Below are 25,808 nucleotides of genomic sequence, written 5' to 3'. Positions count from 1 at the left end.
GTGAAAGATGTTTTCCTTGCTAAAAAAGAAAAACCCGACCAAACTAAATTTATGAATAACTTTAAACATAGTCCATTGCACTTAATTTTTTCGTTATTTTTCATAATTTTATACGGTGCTATTTTTAGCTCTGCGCATGCGGCATCGCCCCCTGCGTTAAAGTATAATATTACGGCCTCTGGAAGCTATTACCCATACTATATTGATGACGAAAACTCGCCCGGTATCCTGCCAGAAATCATCCAACATGTGCTAAGTCTGTCCAACATTGATGCACAACACATTGAATTGCCAGCCAAACGTACGGTTAAGTATCTTCATTTAGGTCACATCGATTTTGATGTAATCAGTCCTGAATGGCTCAGTGAAAAAGAGCGAGAAAATGACATGTTCCGCTATTCAGATAATTTATTTACCGTCGAAGAATACCTTGTTAGCTTGAGTAAAAATATCAACAAATGGCAAGATTTAGAGGCAATAAAAAAGCACCCTGTTGGCACGGTACTTGGCTATTACTATTATGATGATGAGCGCTTCACGCGCGTTGATTTTCACTCCGAAAAAGAACTGGTTAAAGCATTACAACTCAACAGAATAGAGGTGGCAATTATTGATAAGCTCTCTGCGATATACTGGTCAAACTGGTTCAATATCAATACGCAGCTTGGCGCCCTTCATTCACAAGGTAATTTGAAAATTCGTATCCGAGCAGAACACCAATCGCTCCTCAAGAATATAAATGCAGCTATTGAACAACTTAAAAATAATGGCACGATTGATACCATCATCAATAAATACACAAAAAACATACCCCCACAATAATTAGGGATATTCCGCTTTAGGGCTACATTTGCTATACTGCGCGCTGTTTTTCTTGTTAACTTAAAAGAGCCTCCTATGAGCATTGAACAAGCCCTTATCGAACGCAGTAATAACCAATGTGAACTGTGCGCCGCAACAGAGAATTTATCTGTATACGAAGTCCCTCCTGTCACGGAAGCTCACTCTGATAAATGTATCTATGTCTGTCAGACTTGCAAAGACCAAATCGAAAATAACGCGGAATTAACTGCAACTCACTGGCATTGCCTAAATGACAGCATGTGGAGTCAAACGCCTGCTGTTCAAGTGGTAGCGTATCGTATGTTAAAACGTTTAGCGGCAGATAATGGCTGGGCACAAGATGCTCTAGACATGATTTACCTTGAAGAAGACACGCTAAAGTGGGCGCAAACAGCCCTTGCTGAAGATGATGACATTAAACATATCGACAGTAATGGCGTTGTGCTGCAAGCGGGCGATACAGTAACGCTAATCAAAGATCTCGATGTAAAAGGGAGCAGCCTCGTTGCTAAGCGCGGCACAGCCGTAAGAAATATTGGTTTAACCAGTAACCCTGAACACATTGAAGGACGTGTCGATGGGCAACGTATCGTTATTCTAACAAAATACGTGAAAAAATAATTTCTTATTAAAAATGGGCCTTGCGCCCACTTTGACTCAATTAAGCTATGATTAAGTCAGCGAACTTTATGCTAATACAATAATCTCAGTGTATAACACTAAAACCGCAAGGAAAATATCATGGCTTCGGATACCTTTTCATCTTTAAAACGTGCTTCACTTTGCAGCGTAATGATCTTAGGAAGCAGCTTAGTTCTTACCGGTTGTGGCGAAGACTCTGCCGCGCCTCAAGCAGAGCAATCAACAATGAAAACGCTCAATACGCAAATTACTTATTTAGACCGTAGCATGCTGCCACCAGGCTCTGTATTAAAAGTGCAGTTAGCCGATGTATCAAAAATGGATGCAAAAGCAGACGTGATCAGCGAACAAGAAGTTGCGTTAAAAGGGGCGCCTCCTTATAACGTCGCACTTGAGTATGATGAAAGTAAAATTGCTGATCGCCATCGTTATAGCGTCGGCGCTCGAATCGAAAACCAAGGCAAGCTGTTATACATTAGCACCACTCACAACAACCCGTTTGCTGAAGGTGCTCAGAATGATGTGTATAAAGTGACGGTATCTAAAGTGTCGGCGAAAAAGCCCGATGTAACGTTAACTAATACATATTGGAAAGCTGTCACGATTAACGGTGAACCCGTTAAAGTAAAAACAAAAGAGCCTTTCATTCAATTTAAAGAAGATGGCTCAACGCATGGTTTCCTTGGCTGTAATAGCTTTTCAGGCAGCTATGACGTGAATAATCAATCACTCACCTTCAACCCGTTAGCCAGCACTAAGAAAATGTGTATCGAGCAAATGGATATTGAAGCTGCAATGTCAGCTCTACTCACTGCGACAGCGCAATTTTCAATTAATGGTGAGCAGCTTACGCTATTAGATGGCAGCAGCGAACCCCTTGCTACATTTGCAGCAACCTATATGAATTAATGACAGTTAACACGAAAACGCCCCGCAATTGCGGGGCGTTTTTTATTTATACCCTTTATTAAATAGGCACATTGTTGCAGCATTACTCTTCAACTAATTGCTCACTGCGATAAAAGCCACTACTGTCACTTAATACAGAAACAAGCTCAGGTAAAACCGCGTCCATCGTCTGTTTTAGTTTCCATGGTGGGTTGATCACTATCATGCCTGAGGCCGTCATACCGTGTACCTCAGTATCTGCTTCGGTGGCTAATTCAAATAATTGAATATTACGCATGCCAGATGCGATTAAACCTGCTTCCATTTTATCTATGCGCTCACGATCAACGACCGGATACCAAATCATGTACGTACCCGTTGCAAAGCGTTTGTGCGCTTTAACGAGGGTTTTTACCACCGTGTCATAGTCATCTTTAATTTCGTATGGAGGGTCAATCAGCACACATGCACGACGCGATGGCGGTGGCAGCAGACCAACTAACCCTTGAAAACCATTTTCGCCACGCACACGGATAGAGCGTTTACCTATCATATTCTGCTTAAGTAATGCTAAGTCGCGAGGATGTAACTCAAAAAACCAGCCATTATCTTGGCGACGCAAAAAGTGTTCAGCAATTTTTGGCGAGCCAGGATAGAAATCTAATTCGCCATTCTGGTTAAACGATTTAATCAGCTCAATATATTCAGTTAACGGTGCATGCTCACTCTGGTGCTGCCAAAGCTTTGCTATGCCATCTAAATACTCTTGTGTTTTTTGTGCATCACTGCCCGCTAGTTCAAAAAAGCCCGCCCCCGAATGGGTATCAATATAATCGAGAGGCTTATCTTTAATTGTTTGGTATTTAAGAACTTCAGCTAAAACCAGATGTTTAAGCACATCAGCAGGATTGCCTGCATGAAAAGAGTGTCGGTAACTAAGCATATTTATAAATCGCTAAATGCAGTGCTGCATGAAAAATAGATGAAGATATTGTACATGATAAATAGTGAATAATCCTAAAATCTAAGCGCAGAGTGAACCATAAATGAATAAAAATGCAGCTACGCTGAATTACACCTTAATTTTAAATAAAAATACGCTAAAACAGGCGTAAATGCTGGCATATCAACACACTTTCCTTTACATTTGCATGACAATAATCACAGTTTTATGAGCGCATTTATGAATAACGAAACCCTTTCCCAACTCGAACAACTGATCGACAAATTAATCCACCGAAACAGCGAACTTGAAAGCGAAGTGAAAAGCTTAAAAGATCAAACTGCAAAATTAATAGACGAGAACGAAACGCTTCAACTTGAAGTACTCGATAGCGAAGAAAAACAAAAAGAAGCAAGCAGCACATTAACTGGCCTGCTTGAGAAATTACAAAGCGTACATCAGGCTAGCTAATGAGCAGCCCACAAAGTCAGCGGGTCACCGTAGAGCTACTAGGTAAAGAACATGAGTTCTCTTGCCCACCGGGTCAAGAGAACGCCCTAGTTGCTGCTGCACAACATTTGAATGACTTAGTGGACCAAATGAAACAACGCTCTTCTGTTCGTAATGAACAAAAAGCGTTATTAATGGCTGCGCTGCACTTAAGCCATGAATTGCTCGAAGCACAATCGCAACAAGCAAAACAAGAGCAACAGCATGACTCTTTAATCGATAAACTTAGCCAGTACTTAGACCAAACTCACTCGACTTAATACGCCGTGAGTGGTATTGGTTATATAAAAAGCGCATCTTGCGCTTTTTTTGTTTACAATGCTCAACCTGAATAATAACCGAGCAAATTAGAATGCGCATATATGCTTTATCAATGTGGGCTTTTTTAGCGCTACTAACAGCAAGTTTCTCATCTAAAGCCAAGGTTACATGGCAGACTATCAGCCCTGAGATTCAATTTTTACAACAACAGGCATCGCTGCGCTTTTACGATTCAAACCAGGTCCTTATTGAAGGTAAAACGTGTGCACTTATGTTTGATGCCAGCGGTGATTTTGCCGCGGTTGAGCAACTCGCACAGCGTTTGAAAAAGCGCTTAAAAACACCTTTATGCTACTTGGTAGCGAGTCATTATCATGATGACCACTTGCTGGGTCTTGCAGTGTTACAAGCCACGTTCCCTGATGCAAAATTGATTGTTCATCAGCAACTAGCGAATGAATTCACCCACTATCAAAAAGCCTTAAACGATAAACTTGATGGCTATGAAAAAAGCATAGAACTAAGTTATCAACGTTTAGCAAGCCAACCACAAGAACAACAAACCGTTTGGCGAGAAAAACTATCACTTGCTAAACAACGCCTGTTTCGTTGGCGCGAATTAACACTCAATCCCCCCGCTATCCGTATTGCTAAAGAAACGCATCTCGACCTTGGTGATTACCCGATTACTGTTATGCCGTATCAAGCACACACGCATGGCGACTTAGTATTAACAGCCGATCATGGCCGGGTATTACTTGGTGGAGATATAACCGATTGGTTACCTTACCCAGGGCATGGGCAAATAGATAATTGGCTCGCAGCGTTAACTGAGATTCAACAAAATAGTGCTATCACAACAATTTTACCGGGTCATGGTGCGCAACTAACTCCTGCAGAACTTAATCAGCCGAAAACATTTTTATCTGCTATTTTGACACTTGCAAATGCACAGCCCGAGAAGCCTATTGGTGAGTTAATTCCCCTGTTTCCTGAGCAAATAAAACAAGACTATCACTTTGATGAAGTCGGTCAACGCGCTTTCGTCATGTTTCTAGAAGCTGGACTTAAGCAGGCCAAATCGTCAAAATAGCGCTAAAATAGTAAAGGGATTTTATTACATGGCTTTAATGCGTTTGAAATATTTACTATTGCTGAGTTTTTTTATTGGCCTACAAGGATGCCAAACAACTCAGCAAGATACACAACAAGAGCAACAGGCTCGGCCAGAGATTTTTAGCCATTTCAAGCCTGATTTAAGCTTACAAACACAGCCGACTGAGCAACCTGTTGCTACAGCCGATAAGACTGCTGAACCTGTAAAACTTCAACCTTATAAAGATACGCCACTCGCTAAACCGCGAGCGACTGATTTGTGGCAACACATTGCAAATAATCTATCGTTGGTATTTCAAACCAATAAGCATACGACAGCCCGGATAAAGTGGTACTTAAAGCAACCAGCCTACCTTGAAAAAGTGAACCGACGCGCTGCACCGTATCTTTACCATATCGTCAAACGTGTCGAAAAACAGAATTTACCGATGGAGCTTGCATTACTCCCCTTCGTAGAGAGTGACTTTAGACCCACTATTCAATCATCAGAGCAAGCTGTGGGGATATGGCAGTTAGTTGGGGCAACTGCCTATCACTTTGGCGTGCAGAGCGACCAATGGTACGACGGCCGCCAAGATATTCTCGCCTCAACCGATGCTGCCTTAGCGTACCTCAGTTATTTACACAAACGCTTTGATGGCGATTGGTTACATGCAATCGCGGCCTATAACAGTGGTGAAGGGCGTGTTAAGAAAGCCATCGAGAAGAATAAAAAACTCGGTAAGAAAACCGATTATTGGTCGCTGTCATTACCAAAAGAAACCGCTGAGTATATCCCTAAATTATTAGCACTCAGCCACTTAATCAGACACCCTGAAAAAGGCCTAAAACGCCCAAAACTCGCTAATAAACCGCTCACAACGGAGTTTAATGTCGGCCAGCAATTTGATTTTTCGGTAATTGCGAGTTTATCTGGGATTGGGCGTAGCCAATTACATAAACTAAACCCTGGCTATTTAAAGAATCAAAGCTCTCCTAATGGCCCCCACACGCTGATATTACCAATAGAGCAGCGTACTTTATTACAGAGTAAACTATTTCGTAACAACTTTATTGGCGAGTACACCGTTCAAAAGGACGATACGCTTTATCGCATCGCAAGACGTTTTAATATGCCTATAAGCCAATTAAAAATGCTCAATAATAAAACCTCGAATCTCATTAAAGTGGGTGAGCAATTGCGCCTAAGTAAACCTCAAACGATGCCTGGATCGTTAATAGTTGATTACAATATCAGCCCGTATTTAGAGCAACAAGAAGACGTTGTTTCAACTGTTGCTGTCGATTATCAAGTAAAGCCGGGGGATTCTATTTGGAGCATTAGTCAGCTTTTTGATGTCCCTCATAAAGACGTGGCTATTTGGAATAAACTCAGCGCATCTAGCCTACTAAAACCAGGCACCATACTAACTTTGCATATTCCTCAAGCAAAGCCACCAGCCCCTCAAACATCAGCCAGCGAGGCTATGCTGTCGGGTATTGAAAGCTCTTTGAAAAAGCCTTGATTGCTGTGTCATTGTGGTTAGCGTAAAATCAGTGTTTATATTCTAAGTTTACAAGAGAAAAAACATGCAAATCAGCAAAGACACTGCCGTTGAGTTCCACTACACATTAAGTGAAGCAGGCGAGCAAATTGAATCAAGCAAAGATGGCGAGCCACTTTCATATATCCATGGTACAGAAGGCATGCTACCAGGTCTTGAAAAAGCCCTTGAAGGTAAAAGCGCTGGCGATAGCTTTAGTGTAACACTTGAGCCAAGCGAGTCTTATGGTGAGCGTGTTGATGACCTTATTCAGCGTATTCCACTTAAGCACTTACAAGGTAACACTAAAGTGTGGAAACCGGGTATGACTGCGATTGTTCACTCAAACCAAGGCCGTCATCAAGTGACGATTGTAAAAGTAGGTCGTTTCAATGCAGATTGTGACTTAAACCACCCATTTGCAGGTAAAACACTGACTTTTGACGTTGAAGTACTCAACGTCCGTGAAGCGACACGTGAAGAATTAGCGCACGGTCACGTACATGGTGAAGGCGGTTGTGGTCATAGCCACTAAGGGTAAATAATGACAAACGTTGCTATTGTCACAGGTGGCAGTAAAGGGATTGGTAAGGCTATTGTTGAGCGCTTAGCGCGCGAAGCATACATCGTGTATAACCTTGATATTACACCATCAGAAGGTCACTACCGCTACTGTGATGTCAGTAATGTTGAGCAGGTAAAAGCGGTTATTGCTGATATAGCACAAGAAACAGGCCGTATCGATGCGCTTATTTCTAATGCTGGTCGTCATTTAAGTGCCACCATTGAAGATACTGACGAGGCAACGTTTGATGCTCTTTTTGCGCTCAACGTAAAAGGCGCGTATGCGGCAATTCAAGCAGTTTTACCCAGCATGAAAGCAAAACGGCAAGGTAGTATTGTTTTAATTGCCTCTGATCAAGCGCTTATTGGTAAGCCCAATTCTTTTGCTTACAACGTAACAAAGCATGCACTTGCTTCAATGGCAAAAACAACCGCTCTGGATTATGCCGCATTTAACATTCGCGCTAACGCTATTTGCCCAGGCACCATTGAAACACCTTTATTTCATAATGCAATTGACGCTTACTGCAAGCGAAGCGGTGCCGATAAAACCGCCGTCGTCGCAGAAGAAGCTGCATTACAACCATTAGGGCGCTTAGGTCAACCAGAGGAAGTGGCTGCATTGGTTAATTTTTTAGTTAGCCCTGAGGCAAGCTTTATCACTGGTAGCCTACACAGCATTGATGGTGGGTATACCACGCAATGAGCGACAAGATTATTGACCCCCATGTGCATTTTTTTAACCTCACTGAGGGTCAATACACTTGGTTGCAAGGCGAGAAACCACCTGCGTGGCCTCACCTCGATAAGATCAAAGCTCCTATTAGCATGGCGCAACTAAAATCAGCATGCCCATTTCAATTAGAAGCACTTGTTCATATTGAGGCAGGGTACGATAATAATGACCCTATTAAAGAGCTCAACTGGCTAGCACAGCATTTAAACGGCTACAAATACAAAGCCATTAGTTATAGTCGAATAGACGCTACCTTGAACGAATTTAGTCTGGCGCTTTCGGCATTAACACATTCACACCTTGTGGGTATTCGCGATATTACTGAAGGTAAAGATGCGACTCGTTTACTCGCACCTAATTGCCTTGAAAACTTAGCCTATCTTGCTGCGCAAAACTTGCGATTTGAAGCACAGTTTGAAATTGAAAACCTACACATTACCGAGCAGCTCATAAAATACTGCCATGCCCTTCCCTCATTACGTGTCGTAATTAACCATTTAGGCTTTATATGCGATGAACAACAATGGCTAAACGCGGTTATTAAATTAAGCCGCTGTGATAATATTGCGATTAAGTTCTCAGGCTTAGAGTTCAGCAAACTGGCTGCAAGTAAGCACCAATGGCTGCTTGATACACTGCTGCAATACTTTGGCGAGCAGCGTATTATGTTTGCCAGTAATTTTCCTGTTTGCCAAATAAATACACGCTACGAGACATGCTGGCAGCATTACTTTTCATTGTGTAACCAGCACAGCGTATGGCATCGTCTAAGCTACAAAAACGCCCACGAAATCTATCAAATTGATTAAAAACTAGCTATATTTAGTTAAATAAAAGCGGTTTAGGTTAGTGGTTATGTTTATTTTTTCAAAAGAAGCGGCCATTTTAGGTGCGTGCGTATTTAGTCTTGTTGGGTGTGGCGGCAGTGGGAGTGACAACTCCGATTCAGGCAATCTAGACCCAGCCACCATTACGTGGACACAAGGTGTGTTTGAGCCATCGAGTAAGTTTGATCAACAATGTCAGGCACTCAATGAAAAGCACTGGCTGCGTTCATGGAGCCATGAAACATACCTTTGGTACGATGAAATAATAGACCGTGATCCAGCCCTCACTGATGGGGTTCTCAATTATTTTGCGTTACTAAAAACCGAAAACACCACGGAGTCAGGGGCTAAAAAAGACAACTTTCATTCCAGTTTACCCACCGATGAATGGCGAGCACAAAGCCAGTCGGGACAAACCTTTGGCTATGGCTTTAAAATACGTTTAATAAGTGCCAGCGCCCCACGTCAAGCCATTATAACTTATACCGAACCCAACTCACCCGCGGCAACACAAAACCTAGCGCGTGGTTTTGAAGTGTTAGAAGTGGATGGTGTAGACTTTGTAAATGCCAGCACCCAAGCTGAAGTTGACGTACTCAATGCGGGTCTTTTTCCGTCTGAATCCGGGAAAGTAACGACCTTTGTGTTTAAAGATATCAACACCAGTGAAACCCGCGAAGTCACCATGACAGCCCAAACTATTACGGGACAAGCTGTAGGCAATATTAAAACATTCGCAAATGGAGAAGTCGGTTACTTCCAATTTAATCGCCACAATGCGATTGCAGAAAAGCCCTTATTTGATGCTTTTAATACATTAGCAGCACGTAATGTAAAAGACCTGATTATCGACATGCGATACAACCCCGGTGGTTTCCTACAGATGGCAAGTCAAGTTGCTTATATGATTGCAGGCGCCGAAAATACTGACGGCAAAATTTTCGAAAAGACTATCTTTAACGATCAACACCCAACCTTTAACCCAATCACTGGGGAGCGTTTGGAGCCCGTGCCGTTTACCGATGAATTTGTCGGATTTGCAGAAAACCCAGCAATCAACCCTGGCACACCATTGCCTAGTTTAGACCTAAAACGTGTTTTTGTGTTAACTACAGGCAGTACATGTTCAGCCAGTGAAGCCGTAATTAATGGCTTAAGAGGGGCCAATATTGAGGTCATTCAAATAGGGGAAAATACCTGTGGTAAACCCTATGGTTTTTATCCAACCGATAACTGTGATACGACCTACTTCAGCATTCAATTTACAGGGGTTAACAATAAAGGCTTTGGTGAATATGCCGATGGTTTTGCCCCCCAAAACAGCACTGGCAGTGAGTTTCAACCCGTGCGAGTCCCAGGTTGTGCAGTCGCCGATGACTTTAGCCATCAGCTAGGCGACGAAAATGAAGCATTACTTAGTACTGCTCTGGCATACAGAGCGACTGGCACATGCCCTGTAGCAAGCTCAATGACCAGCAAACAGGGTTTTGCACCAGCGCTGTTCACTGATACACCAAAAGTACAGGACAACCGATCAACAACGCTTATTGAGCAAAACAAAATACTTGAGTATTAGAGGCGTGTATGAACTTTAAAGTAGCCACAGCAATATACTTTGTAACTTTGCTTGGGTGTAGTGCACAAAGCCAAGAGCCGACTCCTAAGCTACAACATGCGGTGTTAACAACACCGCAAAGCACCTTGATTGCACAAGGTATTGCCAGATTAATGCACAGTCAGCCTATTGCAGTCGCCGATGATGCCTTTATCAATAGCAGTATCCTCGTTACTGACAGCATGGGCATCACAGATGCGCAAGGCAATCCAATCATGGGAAAGCAGCTTTCTATGCCCGATCGCTTTGAATTACTCATTAAAGATAAAATGTGCTTTGTTCGTCATTTAGACAGCAAAGCAACAGAGCCACTGCCGCTGGTAAAGTGTAAAGCGGTTAACTAAGCCTCACATATACCTAAACACCTATAAAAAAAGCCCTTACGGGCTTTTTTATTAGCAATCAAATTGATAGCAATATACTTAGAAACGAGCTTCAAAACCTAAACGAACATAACGTGGTGTTTGCCATGTATATGCAGCACCATAATAAGAGTTTACTTCACCCTCATTCTGTTCATAGTGTTCATTCGCAGAGGTAATCGATTGGCTATTAAGTATATTAAATACATTAATAGTCGCACGCATATCAATATCTGATACTGTGAAGTCATAAGCTGCAGATAAATCTAAGTTAAATGTCCATGGTGTACGACCCGCAGTACCACGGCTGTGTTTTTCATAGATTTTTTCGTCTTGTTGGCATTCACCATCACCATTTGTGTCTGGACAATCATTAGTGTAGATGTAGAACGTATCACCCCAACCACCATTTAAGTTAGGATCTTTCGACGGGTAACCTTGTCCAAATAGGCTTTGTGGGCGACCACTTTGTAACGTTGCATTCCAACCTACGGTCAGATTTTCAACAGGTTCCCAACTACCGAAGAACTTAAACGTATGACGACGGTCATTAGGTTGGTAACCTTGTGAGCCATCCATTACCGCTGGGAAGTCAAAATCTTGAGTAATACCCGCGTCAGCTTGACCGATATCTGATTTAACAGCACCTTCAAAGTTACCAACACTACGTGCCCATGTGTAACCAAACTGGTAGCGAATAGTGTCAGCTTGATAGTTCAAGCTAAATTCAACCGATGTATATTCATTGTTAGCCTTTGGGAGGCCTATTGTTTCAGCTGAATAAGTAGTCAGTGAGCCTGCATCTGGTACACCATCATTATCGAAACTAGAGTCACCCCAATCAGTACCATTCCAGTAGTATCCATCACTGTACCAGCTTGATGTAGAACCTGGGTTAATCATGACGCAATATGGGTATGCGTAACGTCCACAGTAATCATCAAGTGCAGTTGCAACCTCACGATAAGTACCTTTTAGCCCAACTGTATACTCTTCATTAAGTGCTTGTTGAACACCAAGAATATATTCATCTTTTGAGAATGGGTCAGCTTCTTTTGCCTGGAATATATCTTTTTCAGGAATAACAGGCACCCCACTCACTTGTTGTGAATTTGCTAAACCACCATTACCAATTGTATCTGCAAGTGGTGAAAGACCTGTTGGTGCACCTGTTTCTGGATCAACACCGGTGTAGGTATAAGCTGTTGTAATATCGCTCACACCAGATGCTGCACGGAAAATTGTATTATTAGCAACTGGTAGATAATAACGACCATATGTACCATAAACTTTTGTATCACCCGTTCCTGTTGGGTCCCATGTAAAACCTAGGCGTGGTGCAATATCCGTTTTAAAACTTGTTAATAACTTACCCGTTGTTCCCCAGCTATCAAACTCATCGACACGAAAACCAACATTTACCGCAAAATCGTCAGTAACTTGCCAATGATCTTCTATATAGTAAGCTGTTAACTCTGATTCAAAGCTACCACCACCATCAAAAATACGGTCTTCAACATAATCAAGTGCAGCACCTGTATCATTAGTAAGTGCACCGTTATCTGCTTGCCAACTACCATTTGCAGCTAATGTACGGTAATCATAGCTGTGACCACCAATTGGCTGACTAATTCTTTCTGATTTTCGCTCTTGATAATCAATACCAAAGCTAATTTCATGGTCAGACCAAACATACTCAACATCTAAACGATATTGCGTATTTTCATCATTATTTGCACCAAAGCTACCTCCCGCGCCACAACCTGTAATAGGGTTAGATGTTCCTCGAGAGTCAGTTACACTAGGACAAACAAGGTTTTCAGACTGAGTTTCATATTCAGTCTTAATATTACCAGCCATAGCAGTAATTACTAAGTCTTCGGTTAAGATACCAGTGTAACTTAGACTCTGTGCTTTACCGCCTCGTTTCAAAATAGCACCATCAATTCTTTCACCAACTGTGCCATTACCGTAATCATATACTGAGCGCTCGATATCACGTCGGTTTGAATAAGCAAAATAGCTTAAACGATGGTTTTCTGTAATATCCCAGTCAAGCTTACCGCCCCAGAATAAGTTATCGCCACCTGATGCAGACTCTTTACGATATTGGTCATTTGGAGAGAATTCATCGCCGCCCCATGTATAAGTAGACTCTGTATCACGAGGATTAACTAAACCATAGAAAAATAAAGTATCTTCAATTAATGGTCCACCAACAGCTAAAGTAACATCCGCACTATTATCAGAAGCTAAACTTTCATCTCGGAATATTTGTCCTGCACCTTGTTTTCCGCGAGAGATTGATCCCTCTTCTTGCAACGAATCAGGTGAATATTGAACTACTGCAGAAAACTCCCATTCATTGGTACCACTTTTAGTGGTTGTATTTATAGTTCCTCCCGTAGCTCTACCAAACTTAGCAGAATAACCGCCAGTTTTAACTTGAAATTGATCATAGAATTCGAATGGGACTTCACCGCAACCTAAACCCTGACGTGTATTAGTTACTTCTAGACCATTAATATAACACGCATTCTCTGCAACCGATGAGCCACCAAACGATGCTGTATTACCAAATGCACTGTCGCCTTTAACAGCACCTGGAGCAAGTAATGCTACCGATGTAAGATCTCGACTAATAGGCATACGATCTATTTCAGCATCGGTAATGACTAAGCCTGAATCAGCTGTTGATAAATCAATTGAGGAAATTCGTGCTCCAACAACTTGAATAACTTCAGGACCTGAATTGGAGATATTCGCTAGATCAAAATTTGCTTTTGAATTGGCACCAAGTGAAACACGGACTTTATCTTCTGCTACTACGGTTCCATTTTTCAAAACTTGGATATCGTAGTTTCCTGAGGGTAATGATGCAAAGCGGAACGTTCCATTTTCTGAAATATTTAAAGTACGCTCTAGACCAGTCGCCGGGTTTTTAACTTTAACTGTATATGAAGAGGTATTTTTGACATTCTGAACAGAGCCAACGACGTCTGATGCAGATGCAGGAAGCGCCAACCCCAACGAAGCAGTTACTGCAATTGCAGTAATGCTTTTCCTAAATATTGATTTCATTTTTGTATCCCTTTTAAAATTATAATTATTCACCTTTATAAGGTACTAATACATTATTAAAACGGAGAACAAATGTAAAACAAAAAATTAAATATATTACAATTTAGTTATAGTATATAAGTTTAAAACTAAAAATTTACATAAAAAACACAAAAAACACAGTTAAAATTCTAAAAAAGTGAATAAAAACAGAAAAAAACAATAAAATTTAACAATAAAGCTTAACAAAAAATAAACGCAATCATGTTTAAGACTTTCGTTTATATGATTATTTATATTAATGAAGCACTTTGATAAATTGATACTTACTTTATAAATAAAAAAAGCCCTTACGGGCTTTTTCATTGCTGAATCTATTTATTTTATTTCGACACGTTGCGAACGCATCACAATATCATCGTTTAACTCAATACCAATGCCGGGTTCTTCGGATACTTGGAAAAAGCCATTTTTAGGTTGTGGGTCTTGAATACATAACTCACGATTCCACTTTTTAATCGCGTAAGTGTGATGCTCATGAATTAAGAAGTTAGGAATGGCTGTTTCTAAATGCAACGATGCCGCTGTTGCAACTGGACCGCCACATACATGCGCTTGAATACGCACATCAAAAATATCAGCGTAATCACAGACCTTTTTCGTCTCGGTGAAACCACCACATAAACCAAGATCTGGCTGAAGCACATCAATGCTTTGATCTTCAAGATAAGGACGTACACCCCAACGATTATACAAGCGCTCGCCACCGGCTATGGGCACTGCAACTTTATCAGCGACTTTGGCATGCAATGAATGGTTTAGGTAGTTCACTGGCTCTTCATAATACATGCAATCGAATTCTTCGGCGATTTCACCAATTTGAATTGCAGATGTTGCCCCTGGCAAACTATGACATTCAAAAATAATATCAACTTCATCACCCACCGCTTCACGAATAGCCTGCATACGCGCGCGGTATAACTTCATTTCACCACGAGAAATAATATTAGTGCGGTCATAATAAGTATTGCCGTGCTTATCGTATTGGATAGGGTCAACTTTCACTGCATCGTAGCCTTCAGCAATCGCTTTTAATGCCGCTTCTGCATATTCTTCTGGATGAATAAGTGCTTTAAACTCGCTGTCCCAGTCAAACTGTAATTGCGATGCGTAAGTACGAAGTTTGTCGTTAACTTTACCCCCTAGCAATTGATAAACAGGTAAACCTAATGCTTTCCCTTTGATGTCCCACAGTGCAGTATCAATCGCACTCATCGCAGCGTAGACCACTGGTCCTCCGCCTAATCCCCAAAAGCTCTCGCGTAGCATTCGTGACCATAGCTTTTCAGTTTGAAACGGATCATGGCCTATTAAAAAAGCGTCAGCCATTTCTTTGATCATCGCAGCGGCTGCACTGTGACCTAAGTCATAAGCAAGCCCGGCTTCACCAACGCCACTAATACCTTCATCTGTATGAATACGCACAAACACAGGTGTCCAAGCAGGTCTGTCTGGACAATGAATATCGAACACTTCGACGCGATTAACTTTCATGGTTACTCCTTACTGAGCAAAACTAGGATCAAGGCGATAAGCCTTACGCAGCATCGCAGGCCACGCTAATTGGCCTCCAGTGCTGCCGCTATGCACGACATTCGCTTGATTATAAATATTATCGATAATAGGTTGAGGCACCGGAATAGCTGTTTGACCACTGGCTTGAATCGCCAATTGAATTTCACAGGCGCGCTGTAAATCATAGAAGCGCATAAATGCATCCCCCACCGTTGGGCCCACCGTTAAACCGCCATGATTTACTAAAAGCATATGATTTGTAGTGCCTAAATCATCTTGTAAGCGTTTTTTTTCATCCTTGTTCACGGCTAAGCCTTCATAGCCATGGTATGACAGTGACGGCAATGAAAACATCGAGTATTGGCTTAACGGTTGTAAACCTTTTTCTTGCGTTGCTACTGCAATAGTCTCTTTGGTATGAAGGTGGATAACACAATGCGCATCATCGCGTACTTCGTGAATAGCACTGTGAATAGTGAAACCTGCAGGGTTAATTTTAAACGGTGTATCGTCGAGAATATTCCCTTCTAAATCAACCTTCACTAAGTTTGACGCGGTTACTTCATCAAAGCTTAAACCAAATGCATTGACCAAATACTGATTTGTGCCCGGTAAGCGTGCAGATAAATGGGTATAAATTAAATCACCCCAACGAAAATGCTCGACTAAACGATAGCATGCAGCCAAATCTACGCGAAGCTGCCATTCTTGTTCAGATACTTTATTTTTTAAATCGAGTTTTGGTAAGTCAAACATGGAAAACCTTGTATATGCGACAAGCATAAATAGATGTATAGAAGTCTAAATCACTATTAACCGATGATCAATAGCTGATACAAAAAGGCCACATCAATTGATGTGGCCTTTTTTATTAAATGTAGCGGATTATTTAACTTGTGATAAATAATCTGCAATTGCTGCCATTTCTTCTTCAGATACGTTCGCAACCATTGCTTTCATCGCAGAAGCCATACCGTTATTACGTGCACCAGACTTAATGTCTTTCATTTGTGCAAGTAAGTATTCTTTATTTTGGCCATTTAGCTTAGGGTATAGCGGCATAATGGGTGCTTTACCTTCTGCACCGTGGCACGTTTGGCAAAGTTTTGCTGTGTATAGTGTTGCGCCATCAGCAGCCATTGTATTGAAAGATAGGCTTGCAGCCATTACAAGGCCAGCCCCACATAGAATTTTAGTTATCTTGCTCATTTGTATCTTCTCTTTTTAACGGGTTAGAAAACATTTTCTTTAGTGTAGACCATGATTTAACAATATTGCACCCAAATTGCCCCCGAAAAATTGTTACAGCAACCTAAATGCTATGCAGTTATGCGGGTTACCATATTAAATCATCAGGCACTTCAAAATCAGCATAGGGATCATCTTCATCCTTTTGCTTATCTTCAGGTTCGACATGGAACACTATATATTCTTCGCTAACTTCAGCGACTTTTCGAGCTGGTTCATCTTCCAGAACAAAAAATTGGCCTTCTAAAACACAAATTGCTAAGCGACCACCCGCTAACGCTTTTTGTGTTTTTTCATTTACGTCGAGCTCTTTCACTTTATTTTCATAAGTGAAATTAAAGGTGCGATCGCCACGGATCTCATCCTGATTATTATGCTCTAAAATTTGCTTAACGCGAGCAACTTGCTCACGTTGTTTTTGCTCTTCCAAACGCGCTTTATTTAGTTCATCTGCTTTTTTCTGCTGCTCGAGCTTGGTTTGCTCAATGTGCTTTTGCAAATCACTTGGGTTACTGGTAGCCCCTTTCTTTTTTTTCTTTTGCTGCTTACGTTTTTCAGTTTTAGCTACTTTCGCTTGGTGCGAGGTAGTGAGCCCAGCTTTAAGTAGCTGATCTTGTAATGAACCCATCACTAAATTCCAATAATTAAAATGCGTATAAGGGCTATTTTAATCAGCTATGCAAACAAATAACAGTACTGAACCCATTTGAATCTTTGCTATTTATATTATTACACGCAGATTAACACGCGATGAAATCATGACACTTTGATTTAACGCAATATTTCTTACTTTAACCATTATGATACTTGTAAAATTACTCGCACTCTATAAGCTAATACTTTTTCTTCACGGAGCTAAAAATGCAGCTGCGACATTTGTTACTTTGCTCTGTATTTATTTTCTTTGTTTTATACGCACCCCAGCCCCTACTTGGATTATTTGCTCGCCATTTTTCTGTGTCGCCAGCCGCCGCCGGCAGTTTAATGACAGCCACAATGCTCCCGCTAGCAATCGCTCCATTAGTGTATGGGTTATTTTTAGCAAAGCGTAACCCGCTGGTTATTTTAAAAATCGCTATGGTTATACTGGCTATTAGCTGCGTTATTTTTACCTTTGCGCCGAGCTTTAACGTGTTACTTTTGATACGTTTTATTCAAGGTATTACGCTGCCAGCCGCACTCACCGCGATGACCAGTTATATTGGTGTCACTTACCAAGCCGACCTACTACAGCGTAATATGACCTTATATATTGGTAGTACGATTGTTGGTGGTTATTTTGGTCGTATGTTAGCGGCCTTATTTACTGATTTTTTAAGCTGGCAAAGCTTTTACTATGTGATAGCGATTGGCTTAGTCTGTCTTGCCTTCGCTATCCCTAAACCCCAAAAGACAACCGCAATTCATACCCCGCAATCGCCCCTTTTATATTTAAAGCAATTAAAAAGCCCATTAGTTTTGAAGCTCTATGGGGCGGTTTTTTGTATGTTCTTTTGCTTTGCAGCGCTGTTAAATTATTTGCCCTTTATTCTGCAAGATAGCTTTGCCATTACTAACACGCGCGAAATCGGACTTGTTTATACTGGCTACTTAGTCGGTGCGCTTGCGTCAATAGCCACCCCTTGGCTACTGAGAAAGTCTTCATCTCCTTGGCGCTTGCTCACTGGGGTATTTTTATTTTATAGCCTCACAATATTGCTGTTGATGAGTCAACAGCTGCTGTTATTTGTCATCGCATTTACAGGTTTTTGTGGCGCTATGTTTGTGATTCATTCAAGTGCTGCACCATTGGTTAATAAAATTAGTACCGCCCCTGCCAGTGTGACGAATGGGGGCTATGTATCGTTTTATTACAGTGGTGGTGCACTTGGTTCACTGTTACCGGGGCTGATATACCAGCAACATGGTCAAGTTGCCTTTATGGCAGTACTGCTGCTGGTATGTTTAATAGGGCTCGCGTTGGTTTATTTAGCAGGAAGGAATACGACTCGAGGCTGATGCCCTGTACTGGCAAAGAAGCGTTCTAAGTCGTCTTTTTTCATTAACCAAGTCGCGGTGTTCTCAAACGGATGGCAATGAAAAAGCGCATTAAACCAGATTTCTTGATCAAGCCACAACGTGACATTATTTTGTTTGTCGTTTAAAAGTGCCAGCATAGACACACGGCCAGGCGGCACTTTTAAATAACGTGCAAGCCGCTCATCTGAGGCAAAACCTATCCGCGAAAGTCCTTGCTGCTTTGCAATCGCTTTTAAATCAAGCTGTTTGTCGTGGGCTGTTATCACCAAAAAATGACGTTTACCTTCGTTATCACGCAGAAATAAGTTTTTCAGTCGCGTACCAGGCCTATCAACCATAAACGTATCAGCATCGAGGCTGCCATGTAATGGTGGGTGTTCTATTTCTTCGTATTCAATAGCGAGCTGAGCAAGTGCCGCTGCCAGCTTGGTTTTATCGGCATACATTTACAAACAACGTCCTCGTAATTGCACACTCAAATCACGCCATAATACTTCGTCAATTACATGTTTGTCGTCGCAATACGAACGCTCTTTGAGTTCTTCATTTAATAATTCAACCGCTTGATCTTCTAACAGTAATTTTAAGTTGCTCGACTCTTCAAAGTACTCTTGCTCGGCAAAGTCTTTAAATTGTCGACGCGTCATCGGCTTATCTAAATTAATAGGCTTTCGGCCTTGCGCTTTTACTGACACAACATAAGCAAAAATTTTATTTCCCTGCTCATCATTTTTTCCATAAAACTGTTTGTTATTAATTTCAAAAGGAGGGGCGTCCCCTTGGCTTGCGCAACCAGCTAATAAAACAACCAAAAGCGATGCTATTTTTTTCATTATTGGATAAGCCTTGAACAGTAGATGCGACCTAGTCTATCAAAAATAAAAGCGGAGGGTAAAAATTCGATCATTTTTTAAAAAACACTTGACCGCGAATGTAAAAATAATTAAAGTTCACCCCGCTTAGGACGTAAGACTTAAGCATCCTGTATTTAGGAATGTGGGGCTATAGCTCAGCTGGGAGAGCGCCTGCCTTGCACGCAGGAGGTCAGCAGTTCGATCCTGCTTAGCTCCACCACCTTCCTACTTTTCTTAGGCACTCTGCCAAATTTAATATCAAACTTATCTAAAAAAATTATCTAGTTTATCCGTTATTTTTTGCCGTCTTAATTTTATTCACATAAAAAAAAGCCGAGCAGAGCCCGGCATTTTCATGTTTTATTTTGTGTAAATAATTACTCGCGAATTTGACCTTCGCCGTTCACTAGGTATTTTTCTGTCGTGAGTGACTCTAAGCCCATTGGGCCATAAGCATGCAGCTTGGTTGTTGCAATACCAATCTCTGCACCTAAACCTAATTGCGAGCCGTCAGAAAAACGAGACGATGCATTAACCATAACCACTGAAGCATCTACACTACGTTGGAATAACTGCGCAGCAGCTTGGTCTTTTGTACAGATCACTTCTGTGTGGTTAGAACCGAATTTAGCAATGTGGTCAATCGCACCCGCGAAATCAGGAACAACTTTAATCGCAATTTCTAAATCGAGGTACTCTTCACCAAACTCATCGTCGGCCAGTACAGTCGCGTTGTCAAAATACGCTGCGGCTTTTGCGTCTGCATTCACTTTTACGCCTTCTTGACGCAGTACCACTGCACATAAGTTTAAAAACTCATCAGCGATATCTTGGTGAACAACTAAACCTTCAAGTGCATTACACACGCCTGTACGCTGCGTTTTACCGTTAAGTAATAGATTAATAGCCACATTTAAGTCGGCGTCTTTATCTACATAAAGATGACATACGCCTTTAAAATGCTGAATAACAGGAATCGTACTGTTTTCTGTTACAAAGTTAATTAGGCCTTCACCACCGCGTGGAATGATTAAGTCAATAGTATCACGTTGCTGCATCAGCTCCATGAGTAAACCGCGGTCTGGGTCTGGAATCACCGAAATTAACGCTGTTGGCAGGCCATGCTTTTCTAATACTTTGTGCATCACACTGGCAATCGCTTGCGAGCTTTTAAGCGCTTCTTTACCACCGCGTAATATGACACCGTTACCTGATTTGAAACACAATGCACCCGCATCAGCTGTTACATTAGGACGCGCTTCGTAAATCATACACACCACACCTAAAGGCACACGCATTTTACTGATCTTAATGCCATTCGGGCGCTCAGTAATTTCACGTAGTTGACCCACAGGATCGTCAAGGCTAACAATTACCTCAATCCCTTCAGCCATGGCTTCGATACGCTCATCATTTAACGTTAAGCGATCAATCATTGCCCCAGGGAGATTATTATCACGCGCCGCAGCTAAATCGCTTTCATTTTCTTTGATAATGAACGCTTTACTTTCACGAAGTGCCTGTGCCATCTCAGTTAAAACCTGATTTTTAGTGGCTGTATCCAGTAAGGCTAGCTGGGTAGCAGCGTGTGCTGCTTGGCTCGAAATATCCGTAATTAAACTCATGACTTCTCCAATAATGCGATATCTTTCTCTGAAACAACGGGGCCAATTGAATCCTGCATTTTCTCGCTAAATTCACTTTGCTCGTTGTCAGCTATAAAACTTAATAAACAGCTACTGTAATTCGCTGTTGCTTTTGCTAGGCGCGTACCATCGTCACTGCGTACTAAAATAGTATCGCCTACGCCAAATTCTCCGTGTACCGCAAGAATTTCATCACTGCGAATACACCCATTTTCTCGGTTTGATGATTCATTAATTGAACCTTCAACCACAACTTCACCTTGCTCATTGGCAGTGTGGGTCATCCAATGCACCGCTTCTTGCATTGGTTTTTCGTATGGGGTGAAAATAGTGCCTGGATTATCACCTGCTAATAAACGGTTAAATGTTTCTTCTTTAAACCCGTTTAAAATATAGGTGGTGATACCATGTGAAGTCGCTTTTTCTGCTGCTTCTATTTTCGTTTTCATACCGCCAGTACCTACAGCACTGGTTGCACACCCAGCCATAGCATAAATTGATTCATCAATGCTTTCGATTTCAGGTAATAAGACAGCGTCCTCATGTAAATTAGGGTTCTTGTCATATAAACCATCGACATCTGAGAAAATCATCAAGGCATCCGCATCTGCCGCAGCCGCAACCATGGCTGATAAGTTATCGTTATCACCTACTTTTAAATCGTCGGTTGTTACCGTGTCATTTTCATTAATGATGGGCAATACACCGTGCTCAAGTAAAGTAAATACTGTTTCTCTAATACTTGTATAGCGTTCACGGTCTCGCAAATCACCATGCGTTAATAAAATTTGCGCCGATGGGAAATCAAAAAAGCGATCCCACATGGCCATCATTTCTGTTTGGCCAGCCGCTGCCATTGCCTTTTTCATCGTCACAGAGCGTTGCTCTTGCTCTGGGAATAAATGCGAACCAGCAGCCACCGAACCTGACGATACTAAAATAACTTCGATACCTTGCGCTCGACAACGAACGATGAACTGTGCAATGGTCAGTAAATAACGAGAACGACACCCATCTTGATCGGGTGCGATTAAGGCGCTACCAACTTTTAGTACTATACGTTGCCATTTAAACTTTTGCATAACTGTTCAACTTTCCATTTTACTATCTGTTCAGTGTCAAAATGCCACTGATTAAAAGACTCACGTTTAGCCGAGCTAAACGCATTGATCATAATTAATCTGTCAAACCACTTATCTGAGCACACAGCTAAGCCACGCAAGTAATGCGATTAGATATAGCACAACTTTTATTCAGTCAGTAGACCAAACGGTTATAAACCATAAGTTGTTATAAAAAGATAAGTGTTGTTTATGTATCGCTGTAAAAAGCTGTGTGCGGCTTTTATTAATAACAACATACATAGAGCCTATACAGTCTGGTACACCAACAGATAGGGTGTAGACTGTATGACCGAGATTTAGCTGCCACGATGGGAACTAAACATTGACCAGACAATGAACTTATATTCTATTCAACACGTAATAAATACACACTGAATAGGACCAAGCTCATTTCTATTTAATTAGAAAACAAAGTGTAAAATACACACTTAGCTCGCCAAACAATTGATTAAATAGAGCTTGAGCTCTAAGTGGAAAGGGTTTTCGTTACCAATCATTTAGATATCAAATTGTTTGAACACGAAATATAATACGGTAAACATAGGGGTAAGATCAAGTCTGAAAAGCAATCATACCTTTTATACTTACCATAACCTTGAAAAATAGAGCTCAAATAACAAACAGTTAAGACCTAGCATTTATCACTTAATGATTTTTTATCAACTTTTAAGGATTTTGTTGTCGAAAGCAGCCCAAAAAGTAGTAATAACGACTAAAATCGTATGTGAAGCAACAAGTTTGCTTGTGTCTATGACGGTGAGTAGGCTTTAATAGGTAAGCAATTTTATTTAAAAGTTAACGACTGTTTATCGTTTTCAAACGCGATTACCTATCTCGTTGGTGTTTTTAAATAGTAGTAACTAAAGGATACTTTATTCTATGTCAGCAATTTATATAGCAGGGATCGCCTTGTGCTCTGTGTTAGCACAGTGGATAGCCTGGGCGTTTCGTGTACCCGCTATTTTATTTTTACTACTAACGGGTTTATTACTTGGCCCATTTAGCGGCATTTTAAACCCCGATGCCTTACTCGGCGACTTGCTTTTCCCTGTCGTGTCATTGAGTGTTGCAGTGATCCTTTTTGAAGGCTCCTTAACGCTTCATTTTCGAGAGTTAAAAGGCATAGGCAAAGTTGTTCGAAACCTATGCTCCATCGGTATGATCACCACCTGTTTAATTATAAGCCTCAGTGCCTATTGGATTTTAGAACTAAACTGGCGTGTTGCAGCAGTTCTGGGGGCAGTATTAGTGGTTACCGGCCCGACGGTTATTGCCCCTTTATTAAACTCAATGCGGCCTACGCAAGATATCGACCGCATATTACGCTGGGAAGGTATTGTTATTGACCCCATTGGTGCCTTGTTTGCAGTGCTGGTATTTGAAGCCGTTATGCTTGTTGGTCAGGGCGAAGTACTCAGCCACACGATCATTGCTTTATTCAAGACCTTAGGCGTTGGTTTAACAATCGGTGTCGTCGCTGGCTGGTTAACAACCCTACTTATTCGCCGAGAGTGGTTACCGTTCGAATTACATAAGTTTGGCATACTAGCCTTAGTGCTCATTAGTTTCACGGTTTCTAACCACTTAAGCCATGAATCAGGACTACTTGCTGTTACCGTCTTTGGTATATGGCTTGCTAATCAGGACGACTTAGAAATAGACTCTGTGCTTGAGTTTAAAGAAGACCTGTCGATGATTCTCATTTCATCCCTGTTCATCTTACTGGCTGCACGTTTACAGCTTTCCGACTTAATGATGCTGCACAGCGACGTGTTTATCTTTTTAGCCATTGTTTTATTTGTGGCGCGCCCTGCGTGTATCGCAATTTCGACGTTTAAAAGTGATTTACCCTTAAAATCTCGTCTCGTCTTATCGTGGATAGCCCCACGCGGTATTGTCGCGGCAGCAGTAGGCTCTGTGTTTGCCCTAAGCATGGTCGAAGCCGGTATCGCGGATGCAGAAAAAATAGTGCCACTTATCTTCACAGTCATTATCGTCACTGTGGTTTTACAGAGTTTAACGGCAACGCCTTTAGCTAAATTATTAAAAGTACGTCAGCCGTCACCTAATACGATTCTTATCATAGGTGCAAACCATGTTGCACGTGCTATCGCCTGTGGTTTAAAAGAACAAAACATTCCTGTTCATTTATCTGACCCCGCGTGGGAAAACTGTCGCATGGCGCGCATGGATGGTTTACCCTGTTATTACGGTAACCCGCAATCAGAACATGCTGAGCGTTACTTACCCCTAACCACAATTAGAAACGTGTTGGCACTGTCGCCAAACCGTCATCATAATGCCTTGGGCGTACAGTATTTTTCTCACCTATTGGATGAAAAAAATGTATTTTCACTGCGCTCATCAACCAACCACGCTAAAGCGAATAAAGACAGTGCGACGTTCTTATCACGACAAATTTTATTTGGTGATAACGGGGCCTATGCTCGTTTAAGTAGCTTAATCGCGAAAGGGGGTAAAGTGAGTGCAACGCGTATTTCTGACGAGTTTAGCTGGGAGCAGTACCAAGAAGTCAACAGTGAAGCAATTCCATTGTTTATTCTAAATGGTGAAAAAGATGATGACGATGATTCACCTATACGTCTTCGCCCTTTCACCACCCACATGGAAAAAACACCTCAAGTTGGTGAACGAGTCGTGGCACTACAGCCTCCTAAACTTTCTGTTTTAAAAGATCCGAATAACGGTAAAAATAAAGAGAAAAAAGAAGACCAATAATAACGATAAGGCCAGCATTTGCTGGCCTTTGTTTATTCAGGTAGACGGGCGCGGGCGACAACGCTGTCGGGCATTTTTTCTGCCAATTTAGCCAATAACTGTTCTACTTTTTTATGCTGTGCTTTGTCAGCCACCATTGAGTGAAATAACCAACGGTAGGCGTCTTCATAGTCACGAGGACTGCCATAGCCTTGATTGAATAGGTTAACCAAGCGAATTTGTGCTTTAAGGTTTCCCTGTGCCGACGCTTCTCTGAGGTAGGTGACCGCCATGGCTTTATCTTTCTGCACTAACTGGCCGACATCATAGTAACGGCCAAGCTGCTCGAGTGCCGCTGCAAAACCTTGCTGTGCGGCTTGGCGCATGTAATAAACACCCAGCTCAACATTGCGGTCTACACACACCGCATACGCTAACATATCACCATACAGGAATTGATACGATGGCAACGCCATTTTATTGGCTCGCGCTTCAATATCTTGTACTAGCTGGCAATCATCAGCCTTTACCCGCGCCAAATGTGCATTTTTATTAATTAAGCCAATTAACTCGCTCTCAGTATACAAAGGGACTGCTGTAATAGGCTCTTCAGCCATGGCTAGGCTTGAAAAGAGGAATGTTAAAGGCAATAAAACACGCATCAAAATCACTTAATGAAAATCTGTCTTAGTAAATAATATACAATTTTCATTCCAGAATAAATTTTAGGCACA

Annotated in this window: 25 protein-coding genes and 1 tRNA gene; 15 read left to right on the top strand and 11 right to left on the bottom strand. The window is 41.6% G+C overall.

Translation table 11 applies throughout. The annotated features are described in order from the left end of the window. Positions 1 to 51: 51 nt before the first annotated feature. The 3 genes from BM378_RS11335 to BM378_RS11325 all read left to right on the top strand — a co-directional run bounded on the left by BM378_RS11335 (position 52) and on the right by BM378_RS11325 (position 2,394). Positions 52 to 822: a substrate-binding periplasmic protein gene (locus BM378_RS11335; protein ID WP_065979580.1), complete on the top strand. Its 771-nt coding sequence runs from the start codon at positions 52 to 54 to the stop codon at positions 820 to 822. Positions 823 to 897: 75 nt separating this feature from the next. Continuing rightward, entirely contained in the window at positions 898 to 1,464 is a 567-nt protein-coding gene (locus BM378_RS11330; protein ID WP_036973325.1) for a PhnA domain-containing protein, read from the top strand. A 120-nt stretch (positions 1,465 to 1,584) separates the two neighbouring features. Then, complete coding sequence (locus BM378_RS11325; RefSeq protein WP_074989216.1) at positions 1,585 to 2,394, top strand: META domain-containing protein; 810 nt, start codon at positions 1,585 to 1,587, stop codon at positions 2,392 to 2,394. Positions 2,395 to 2,476: 82 nt separating this feature from the next. Here BM378_RS11325 and BM378_RS11320 read toward each other — a convergent pair whose 3' ends face one another. Next, the gene (locus BM378_RS11320; RefSeq protein WP_074989215.1) at positions 2,477 to 3,316 is read right to left on the bottom strand and encodes a 23S rRNA (adenine(2030)-N(6))-methyltransferase RlmJ; all 840 of its coding nucleotides are present in this window, start codon (positions 3,314 to 3,316) and stop codon (positions 2,477 to 2,479) included. A 240-nt stretch (positions 3,317 to 3,556) separates the two neighbouring features. Between BM378_RS11320 and BM378_RS11315 the strand changes: the two genes are divergently transcribed. The 9 genes from BM378_RS11315 (at position 3,557) to BM378_RS11275 (ending at position 10,812) form a co-directional block, all read left to right on the top strand. Next, a complete protein-coding gene (locus tag BM378_RS11315) occupies positions 3,557 to 3,787 on the top strand; it encodes a cell division protein ZapB (RefSeq protein ID WP_036973328.1) in 231 nt (76 codons plus the stop codon). Then, positions 3,787 to 4,086, top strand: coding sequence for a cell division protein ZapA (locus tag BM378_RS11310; RefSeq protein ID WP_065979385.1), 300 nt, complete (start codon positions 3,787 to 3,789; stop codon positions 4,084 to 4,086). The genes BM378_RS11315 and BM378_RS11310 overlap by 1 nt, the downstream gene beginning before the upstream one ends. A 92-nt stretch (positions 4,087 to 4,178) precedes the next feature. Beyond that, positions 4,179 to 5,180, top strand: a complete 1,002-nt coding sequence (locus BM378_RS11305) for an MBL fold metallo-hydrolase (protein ID WP_143104582.1) — start codon at positions 4,179 to 4,181, stop codon at positions 5,178 to 5,180. A gap of 28 nt (positions 5,181 to 5,208) precedes the next feature. Further along, positions 5,209 to 6,708, top strand: coding sequence for a transglycosylase SLT domain-containing protein (locus tag BM378_RS11300; RefSeq protein ID WP_176714558.1), 1,500 nt, complete (start codon positions 5,209 to 5,211; stop codon positions 6,706 to 6,708). 64 nt (positions 6,709 to 6,772) lie between these two features. Further along, positions 6,773 to 7,261, top strand: coding sequence for an FKBP-type peptidyl-prolyl cis-trans isomerase (locus tag BM378_RS11295; RefSeq protein WP_036973331.1), 489 nt, complete (start codon positions 6,773 to 6,775; stop codon positions 7,259 to 7,261). A 9-nt stretch (positions 7,262 to 7,270) separates the two neighbouring features. Further along, entirely contained in the window at positions 7,271 to 7,996 is a 726-nt protein-coding gene (locus tag BM378_RS11290) for an SDR family NAD(P)-dependent oxidoreductase (protein ID WP_074989213.1), read from the top strand. Then, entirely contained in the window at positions 7,993 to 8,835 is an 843-nt protein-coding gene (locus tag BM378_RS11285) for an amidohydrolase family protein (RefSeq protein WP_074989212.1), read from the top strand. The genes BM378_RS11290 and BM378_RS11285 overlap by 4 nt, the downstream gene beginning before the upstream one ends. Positions 8,836 to 8,881: 46 nt before the next feature. Further along, on the top strand, positions 8,882 to 10,429 hold the full coding sequence (locus BM378_RS11280) for a S41 family peptidase (RefSeq protein ID WP_074989211.1): 1,548 nt from the start codon (positions 8,882 to 8,884) through the stop codon (positions 10,427 to 10,429). An 8-nt stretch (positions 10,430 to 10,437) separates the two neighbouring features. Continuing rightward, a complete protein-coding gene (locus tag BM378_RS11275) occupies positions 10,438 to 10,812 on the top strand; it encodes a hypothetical protein (protein ID WP_036973335.1) in 375 nt (124 codons plus the stop codon). A 78-nt stretch (positions 10,813 to 10,890) separates the two neighbouring features. Here BM378_RS11275 and BM378_RS11270 read toward each other — a convergent pair whose 3' ends face one another. From BM378_RS11270 to BM378_RS11250, 5 genes are all read right to left on the bottom strand, one after another. Next, entirely contained in the window at positions 10,891 to 13,911 is a 3,021-nt protein-coding gene (locus tag BM378_RS11270) for a TonB-dependent receptor (RefSeq protein WP_036973336.1), read from the bottom strand. Positions 13,912 to 14,268: 357 nt separating this feature from the next. After that, positions 14,269 to 15,444, bottom strand: a complete 1,176-nt coding sequence (locus BM378_RS11265; RefSeq protein ID WP_065979389.1) for a mandelate racemase/muconate lactonizing enzyme family protein — start codon at positions 15,442 to 15,444, stop codon at positions 14,269 to 14,271. A gap of 9 nt (positions 15,445 to 15,453) precedes the next feature. After that, entirely contained in the window at positions 15,454 to 16,221 is a 768-nt protein-coding gene (locus BM378_RS11260) for a class II aldolase/adducin family protein (RefSeq protein WP_036973338.1), read from the bottom strand. Between the two features lie 129 nt (positions 16,222 to 16,350). Then, the gene (locus BM378_RS11255) at positions 16,351 to 16,674 is read right to left on the bottom strand and encodes a c-type cytochrome (RefSeq protein ID WP_065979390.1); all 324 of its coding nucleotides are present in this window, start codon (positions 16,672 to 16,674) and stop codon (positions 16,351 to 16,353) included. Positions 16,675 to 16,801: 127 nt separating this feature from the next. Further along, positions 16,802 to 17,341, bottom strand: coding sequence for a DUF2058 domain-containing protein (locus BM378_RS11250; protein WP_036973340.1), 540 nt, complete (start codon positions 17,339 to 17,341; stop codon positions 16,802 to 16,804). A 233-nt stretch (positions 17,342 to 17,574) separates the two neighbouring features. On the opposite strand from BM378_RS11250, the gene BM378_RS11245 reads away from it, so the two are divergent. Beyond that, on the top strand, positions 17,575 to 18,711 hold the full coding sequence (locus BM378_RS11245) for an MFS transporter (protein WP_065979391.1): 1,137 nt from the start codon (positions 17,575 to 17,577) through the stop codon (positions 18,709 to 18,711). On the opposite strand, the gene BM378_RS11240 is transcribed toward BM378_RS11245, so the two are convergent. Together BM378_RS11240 and BM378_RS11235 are read right to left on the bottom strand one after the other, a co-directional pair. Continuing rightward, entirely contained in the window at positions 18,678 to 19,178 is a 501-nt protein-coding gene (locus BM378_RS11240) for a prolyl-tRNA synthetase associated domain-containing protein (protein ID WP_074989210.1), read from the bottom strand. The two genes, BM378_RS11245 and BM378_RS11240, sit on opposite strands and share 34 nt — an antisense overlap. Further along, positions 19,179 to 19,565 carry a hypothetical protein gene (locus tag BM378_RS11235; protein WP_036973343.1) on the bottom strand — a complete coding sequence of 129 codons (387 nt, stop codon included), beginning with the start codon at positions 19,563 to 19,565 and terminating at the stop codon, positions 19,179 to 19,181. A gap of 165 nt (positions 19,566 to 19,730) precedes the next feature. On the opposite strand from BM378_RS11235, the gene BM378_RS11230 reads away from it, so the two are divergent. Next, positions 19,731 to 19,806 (top strand) — tRNA-Ala (locus tag BM378_RS11230). Between the two features lie 157 nt (positions 19,807 to 19,963). Here BM378_RS11230 and BM378_RS11225 read toward each other — a convergent pair. Together BM378_RS11225 and proB are read right to left on the bottom strand one after the other, a co-directional pair. Beyond that, a complete protein-coding gene (locus tag BM378_RS11225; protein WP_074989209.1) occupies positions 19,964 to 21,211 on the bottom strand; it encodes a glutamate-5-semialdehyde dehydrogenase in 1,248 nt (415 codons plus the stop codon). Next, positions 21,208 to 22,314 (bottom strand): glutamate 5-kinase, encoded by a 1,107-nt coding sequence (gene proB / locus BM378_RS11220; protein ID WP_036973345.1) that lies wholly within the window; start codon positions 22,312 to 22,314, stop codon positions 21,208 to 21,210. Before proB ends, BM378_RS11225 begins: the two co-directional genes overlap by 4 nt. A gap of 921 nt (positions 22,315 to 23,235) precedes the next feature. Here proB and BM378_RS11215 point away from each other — a divergent pair. Next, positions 23,236 to 25,095, top strand: a complete 1,860-nt coding sequence (locus tag BM378_RS11215) for a cation:proton antiporter (RefSeq protein WP_065979393.1) — start codon at positions 23,236 to 23,238, stop codon at positions 25,093 to 25,095. A gap of 32 nt (positions 25,096 to 25,127) precedes the next feature. On the opposite strand, the gene BM378_RS11210 is transcribed toward BM378_RS11215, so the two are convergent. After that, positions 25,128 to 25,736 (bottom strand): tetratricopeptide repeat protein, encoded by a 609-nt coding sequence (locus BM378_RS11210; RefSeq protein ID WP_036973347.1) that lies wholly within the window; start codon positions 25,734 to 25,736, stop codon positions 25,128 to 25,130. Positions 25,737 to 25,808 lie beyond the last annotated feature (72 nt).

The organism is Pseudoalteromonas lipolytica (assembly GCF_900116435.1).
GTDB classification, from domain to species: Bacteria; Pseudomonadota; Gammaproteobacteria; order Enterobacterales; family Alteromonadaceae; genus Pseudoalteromonas; species Pseudoalteromonas lipolytica.
The sequence above is the reverse complement of the archived record's forward strand: the minus strand, read 5'-3'. Positions and strand labels throughout refer to the sequence as shown.

What these genes read in the sequence shown, in the direction of transcription:
- BM378_RS11335 (WP_065979580.1), top strand. Translation starts at nt 52, where the DNA reads ATGAATAACTTTAAACATAGTCCATTGCACTTAATTTTTTCGTTATTT.
- BM378_RS11330 (WP_036973325.1), top strand. Translation starts at nt 898, where the DNA reads ATGAGCATTGAACAAGCCCTTATCGAACGCAGTAATAACCAATGTGAA.
- BM378_RS11325 (WP_074989216.1), top strand. Translation starts at nt 1,585, where the DNA reads ATGGCTTCGGATACCTTTTCATCTTTAAAACGTGCTTCACTTTGCAGC.
- BM378_RS11320 (WP_074989215.1), bottom strand. Translation starts at nt 3,316, where the DNA reads ATGCTTAGTTACCGACACTCTTTTCATGCAGGCAATCCTGCTGATGTG.
- BM378_RS11315 (WP_036973328.1), top strand. Translation starts at nt 3,557, where the DNA reads ATGAATAACGAAACCCTTTCCCAACTCGAACAACTGATCGACAAATTA.
- BM378_RS11310 (WP_065979385.1), top strand. Translation starts at nt 3,787, where the DNA reads ATGAGCAGCCCACAAAGTCAGCGGGTCACCGTAGAGCTACTAGGTAAA.
- BM378_RS11305 (WP_143104582.1), top strand. Translation starts at nt 4,179, where the DNA reads ATGCGCATATATGCTTTATCAATGTGGGCTTTTTTAGCGCTACTAACA.
- BM378_RS11300 (WP_176714558.1), top strand. Translation starts at nt 5,209, where the DNA reads ATGGCTTTAATGCGTTTGAAATATTTACTATTGCTGAGTTTTTTTATT.
- BM378_RS11295 (WP_036973331.1), top strand. Translation starts at nt 6,773, where the DNA reads ATGCAAATCAGCAAAGACACTGCCGTTGAGTTCCACTACACATTAAGT.
- BM378_RS11290 (WP_074989213.1), top strand. Translation starts at nt 7,271, where the DNA reads ATGACAAACGTTGCTATTGTCACAGGTGGCAGTAAAGGGATTGGTAAG.
- BM378_RS11285 (WP_074989212.1), top strand. Translation starts at nt 7,993, where the DNA reads ATGAGCGACAAGATTATTGACCCCCATGTGCATTTTTTTAACCTCACT.
- BM378_RS11280 (WP_074989211.1), top strand. Translation starts at nt 8,882, where the DNA reads ATGTTTATTTTTTCAAAAGAAGCGGCCATTTTAGGTGCGTGCGTATTT.
- BM378_RS11275 (WP_036973335.1), top strand. Translation starts at nt 10,438, where the DNA reads ATGAACTTTAAAGTAGCCACAGCAATATACTTTGTAACTTTGCTTGGG.
- BM378_RS11270 (WP_036973336.1), bottom strand. Translation starts at nt 13,911, where the DNA reads ATGAAATCAATATTTAGGAAAAGCATTACTGCAATTGCAGTAACTGCT.
- BM378_RS11265 (WP_065979389.1), bottom strand. Translation starts at nt 15,444, where the DNA reads ATGAAAGTTAATCGCGTCGAAGTGTTCGATATTCATTGTCCAGACAGA.
- BM378_RS11260 (WP_036973338.1), bottom strand. Translation starts at nt 16,221, where the DNA reads ATGTTTGACTTACCAAAACTCGATTTAAAAAATAAAGTATCTGAACAA.
- BM378_RS11255 (WP_065979390.1), bottom strand. Translation starts at nt 16,674, where the DNA reads ATGAGCAAGATAACTAAAATTCTATGTGGGGCTGGCCTTGTAATGGCT.
- BM378_RS11250 (WP_036973340.1), bottom strand. Translation starts at nt 17,341, where the DNA reads ATGGGTTCATTACAAGATCAGCTACTTAAAGCTGGGCTCACTACCTCG.
- BM378_RS11245 (WP_065979391.1), top strand. Translation starts at nt 17,575, where the DNA reads ATGCAGCTGCGACATTTGTTACTTTGCTCTGTATTTATTTTCTTTGTT.
- BM378_RS11240 (WP_074989210.1), bottom strand. Translation starts at nt 19,178, where the DNA reads ATGTATGCCGATAAAACCAAGCTGGCAGCGGCACTTGCTCAGCTCGCT.
- BM378_RS11235 (WP_036973343.1), bottom strand. Translation starts at nt 19,565, where the DNA reads ATGAAAAAAATAGCATCGCTTTTGGTTGTTTTATTAGCTGGTTGCGCA.
- BM378_RS11225 (WP_074989209.1), bottom strand. Translation starts at nt 21,211, where the DNA reads ATGAGTTTAATTACGGATATTTCGAGCCAAGCAGCACACGCTGCTACC.
- proB (WP_036973345.1), bottom strand. Translation starts at nt 22,314, where the DNA reads ATGCAAAAGTTTAAATGGCAACGTATAGTACTAAAAGTTGGTAGCGCC.
- BM378_RS11215 (WP_065979393.1), top strand. Translation starts at nt 23,236, where the DNA reads ATGTCAGCAATTTATATAGCAGGGATCGCCTTGTGCTCTGTGTTAGCA.
- BM378_RS11210 (WP_036973347.1), bottom strand. Translation starts at nt 25,736, where the DNA reads ATGCGTGTTTTATTGCCTTTAACATTCCTCTTTTCAAGCCTAGCCATG.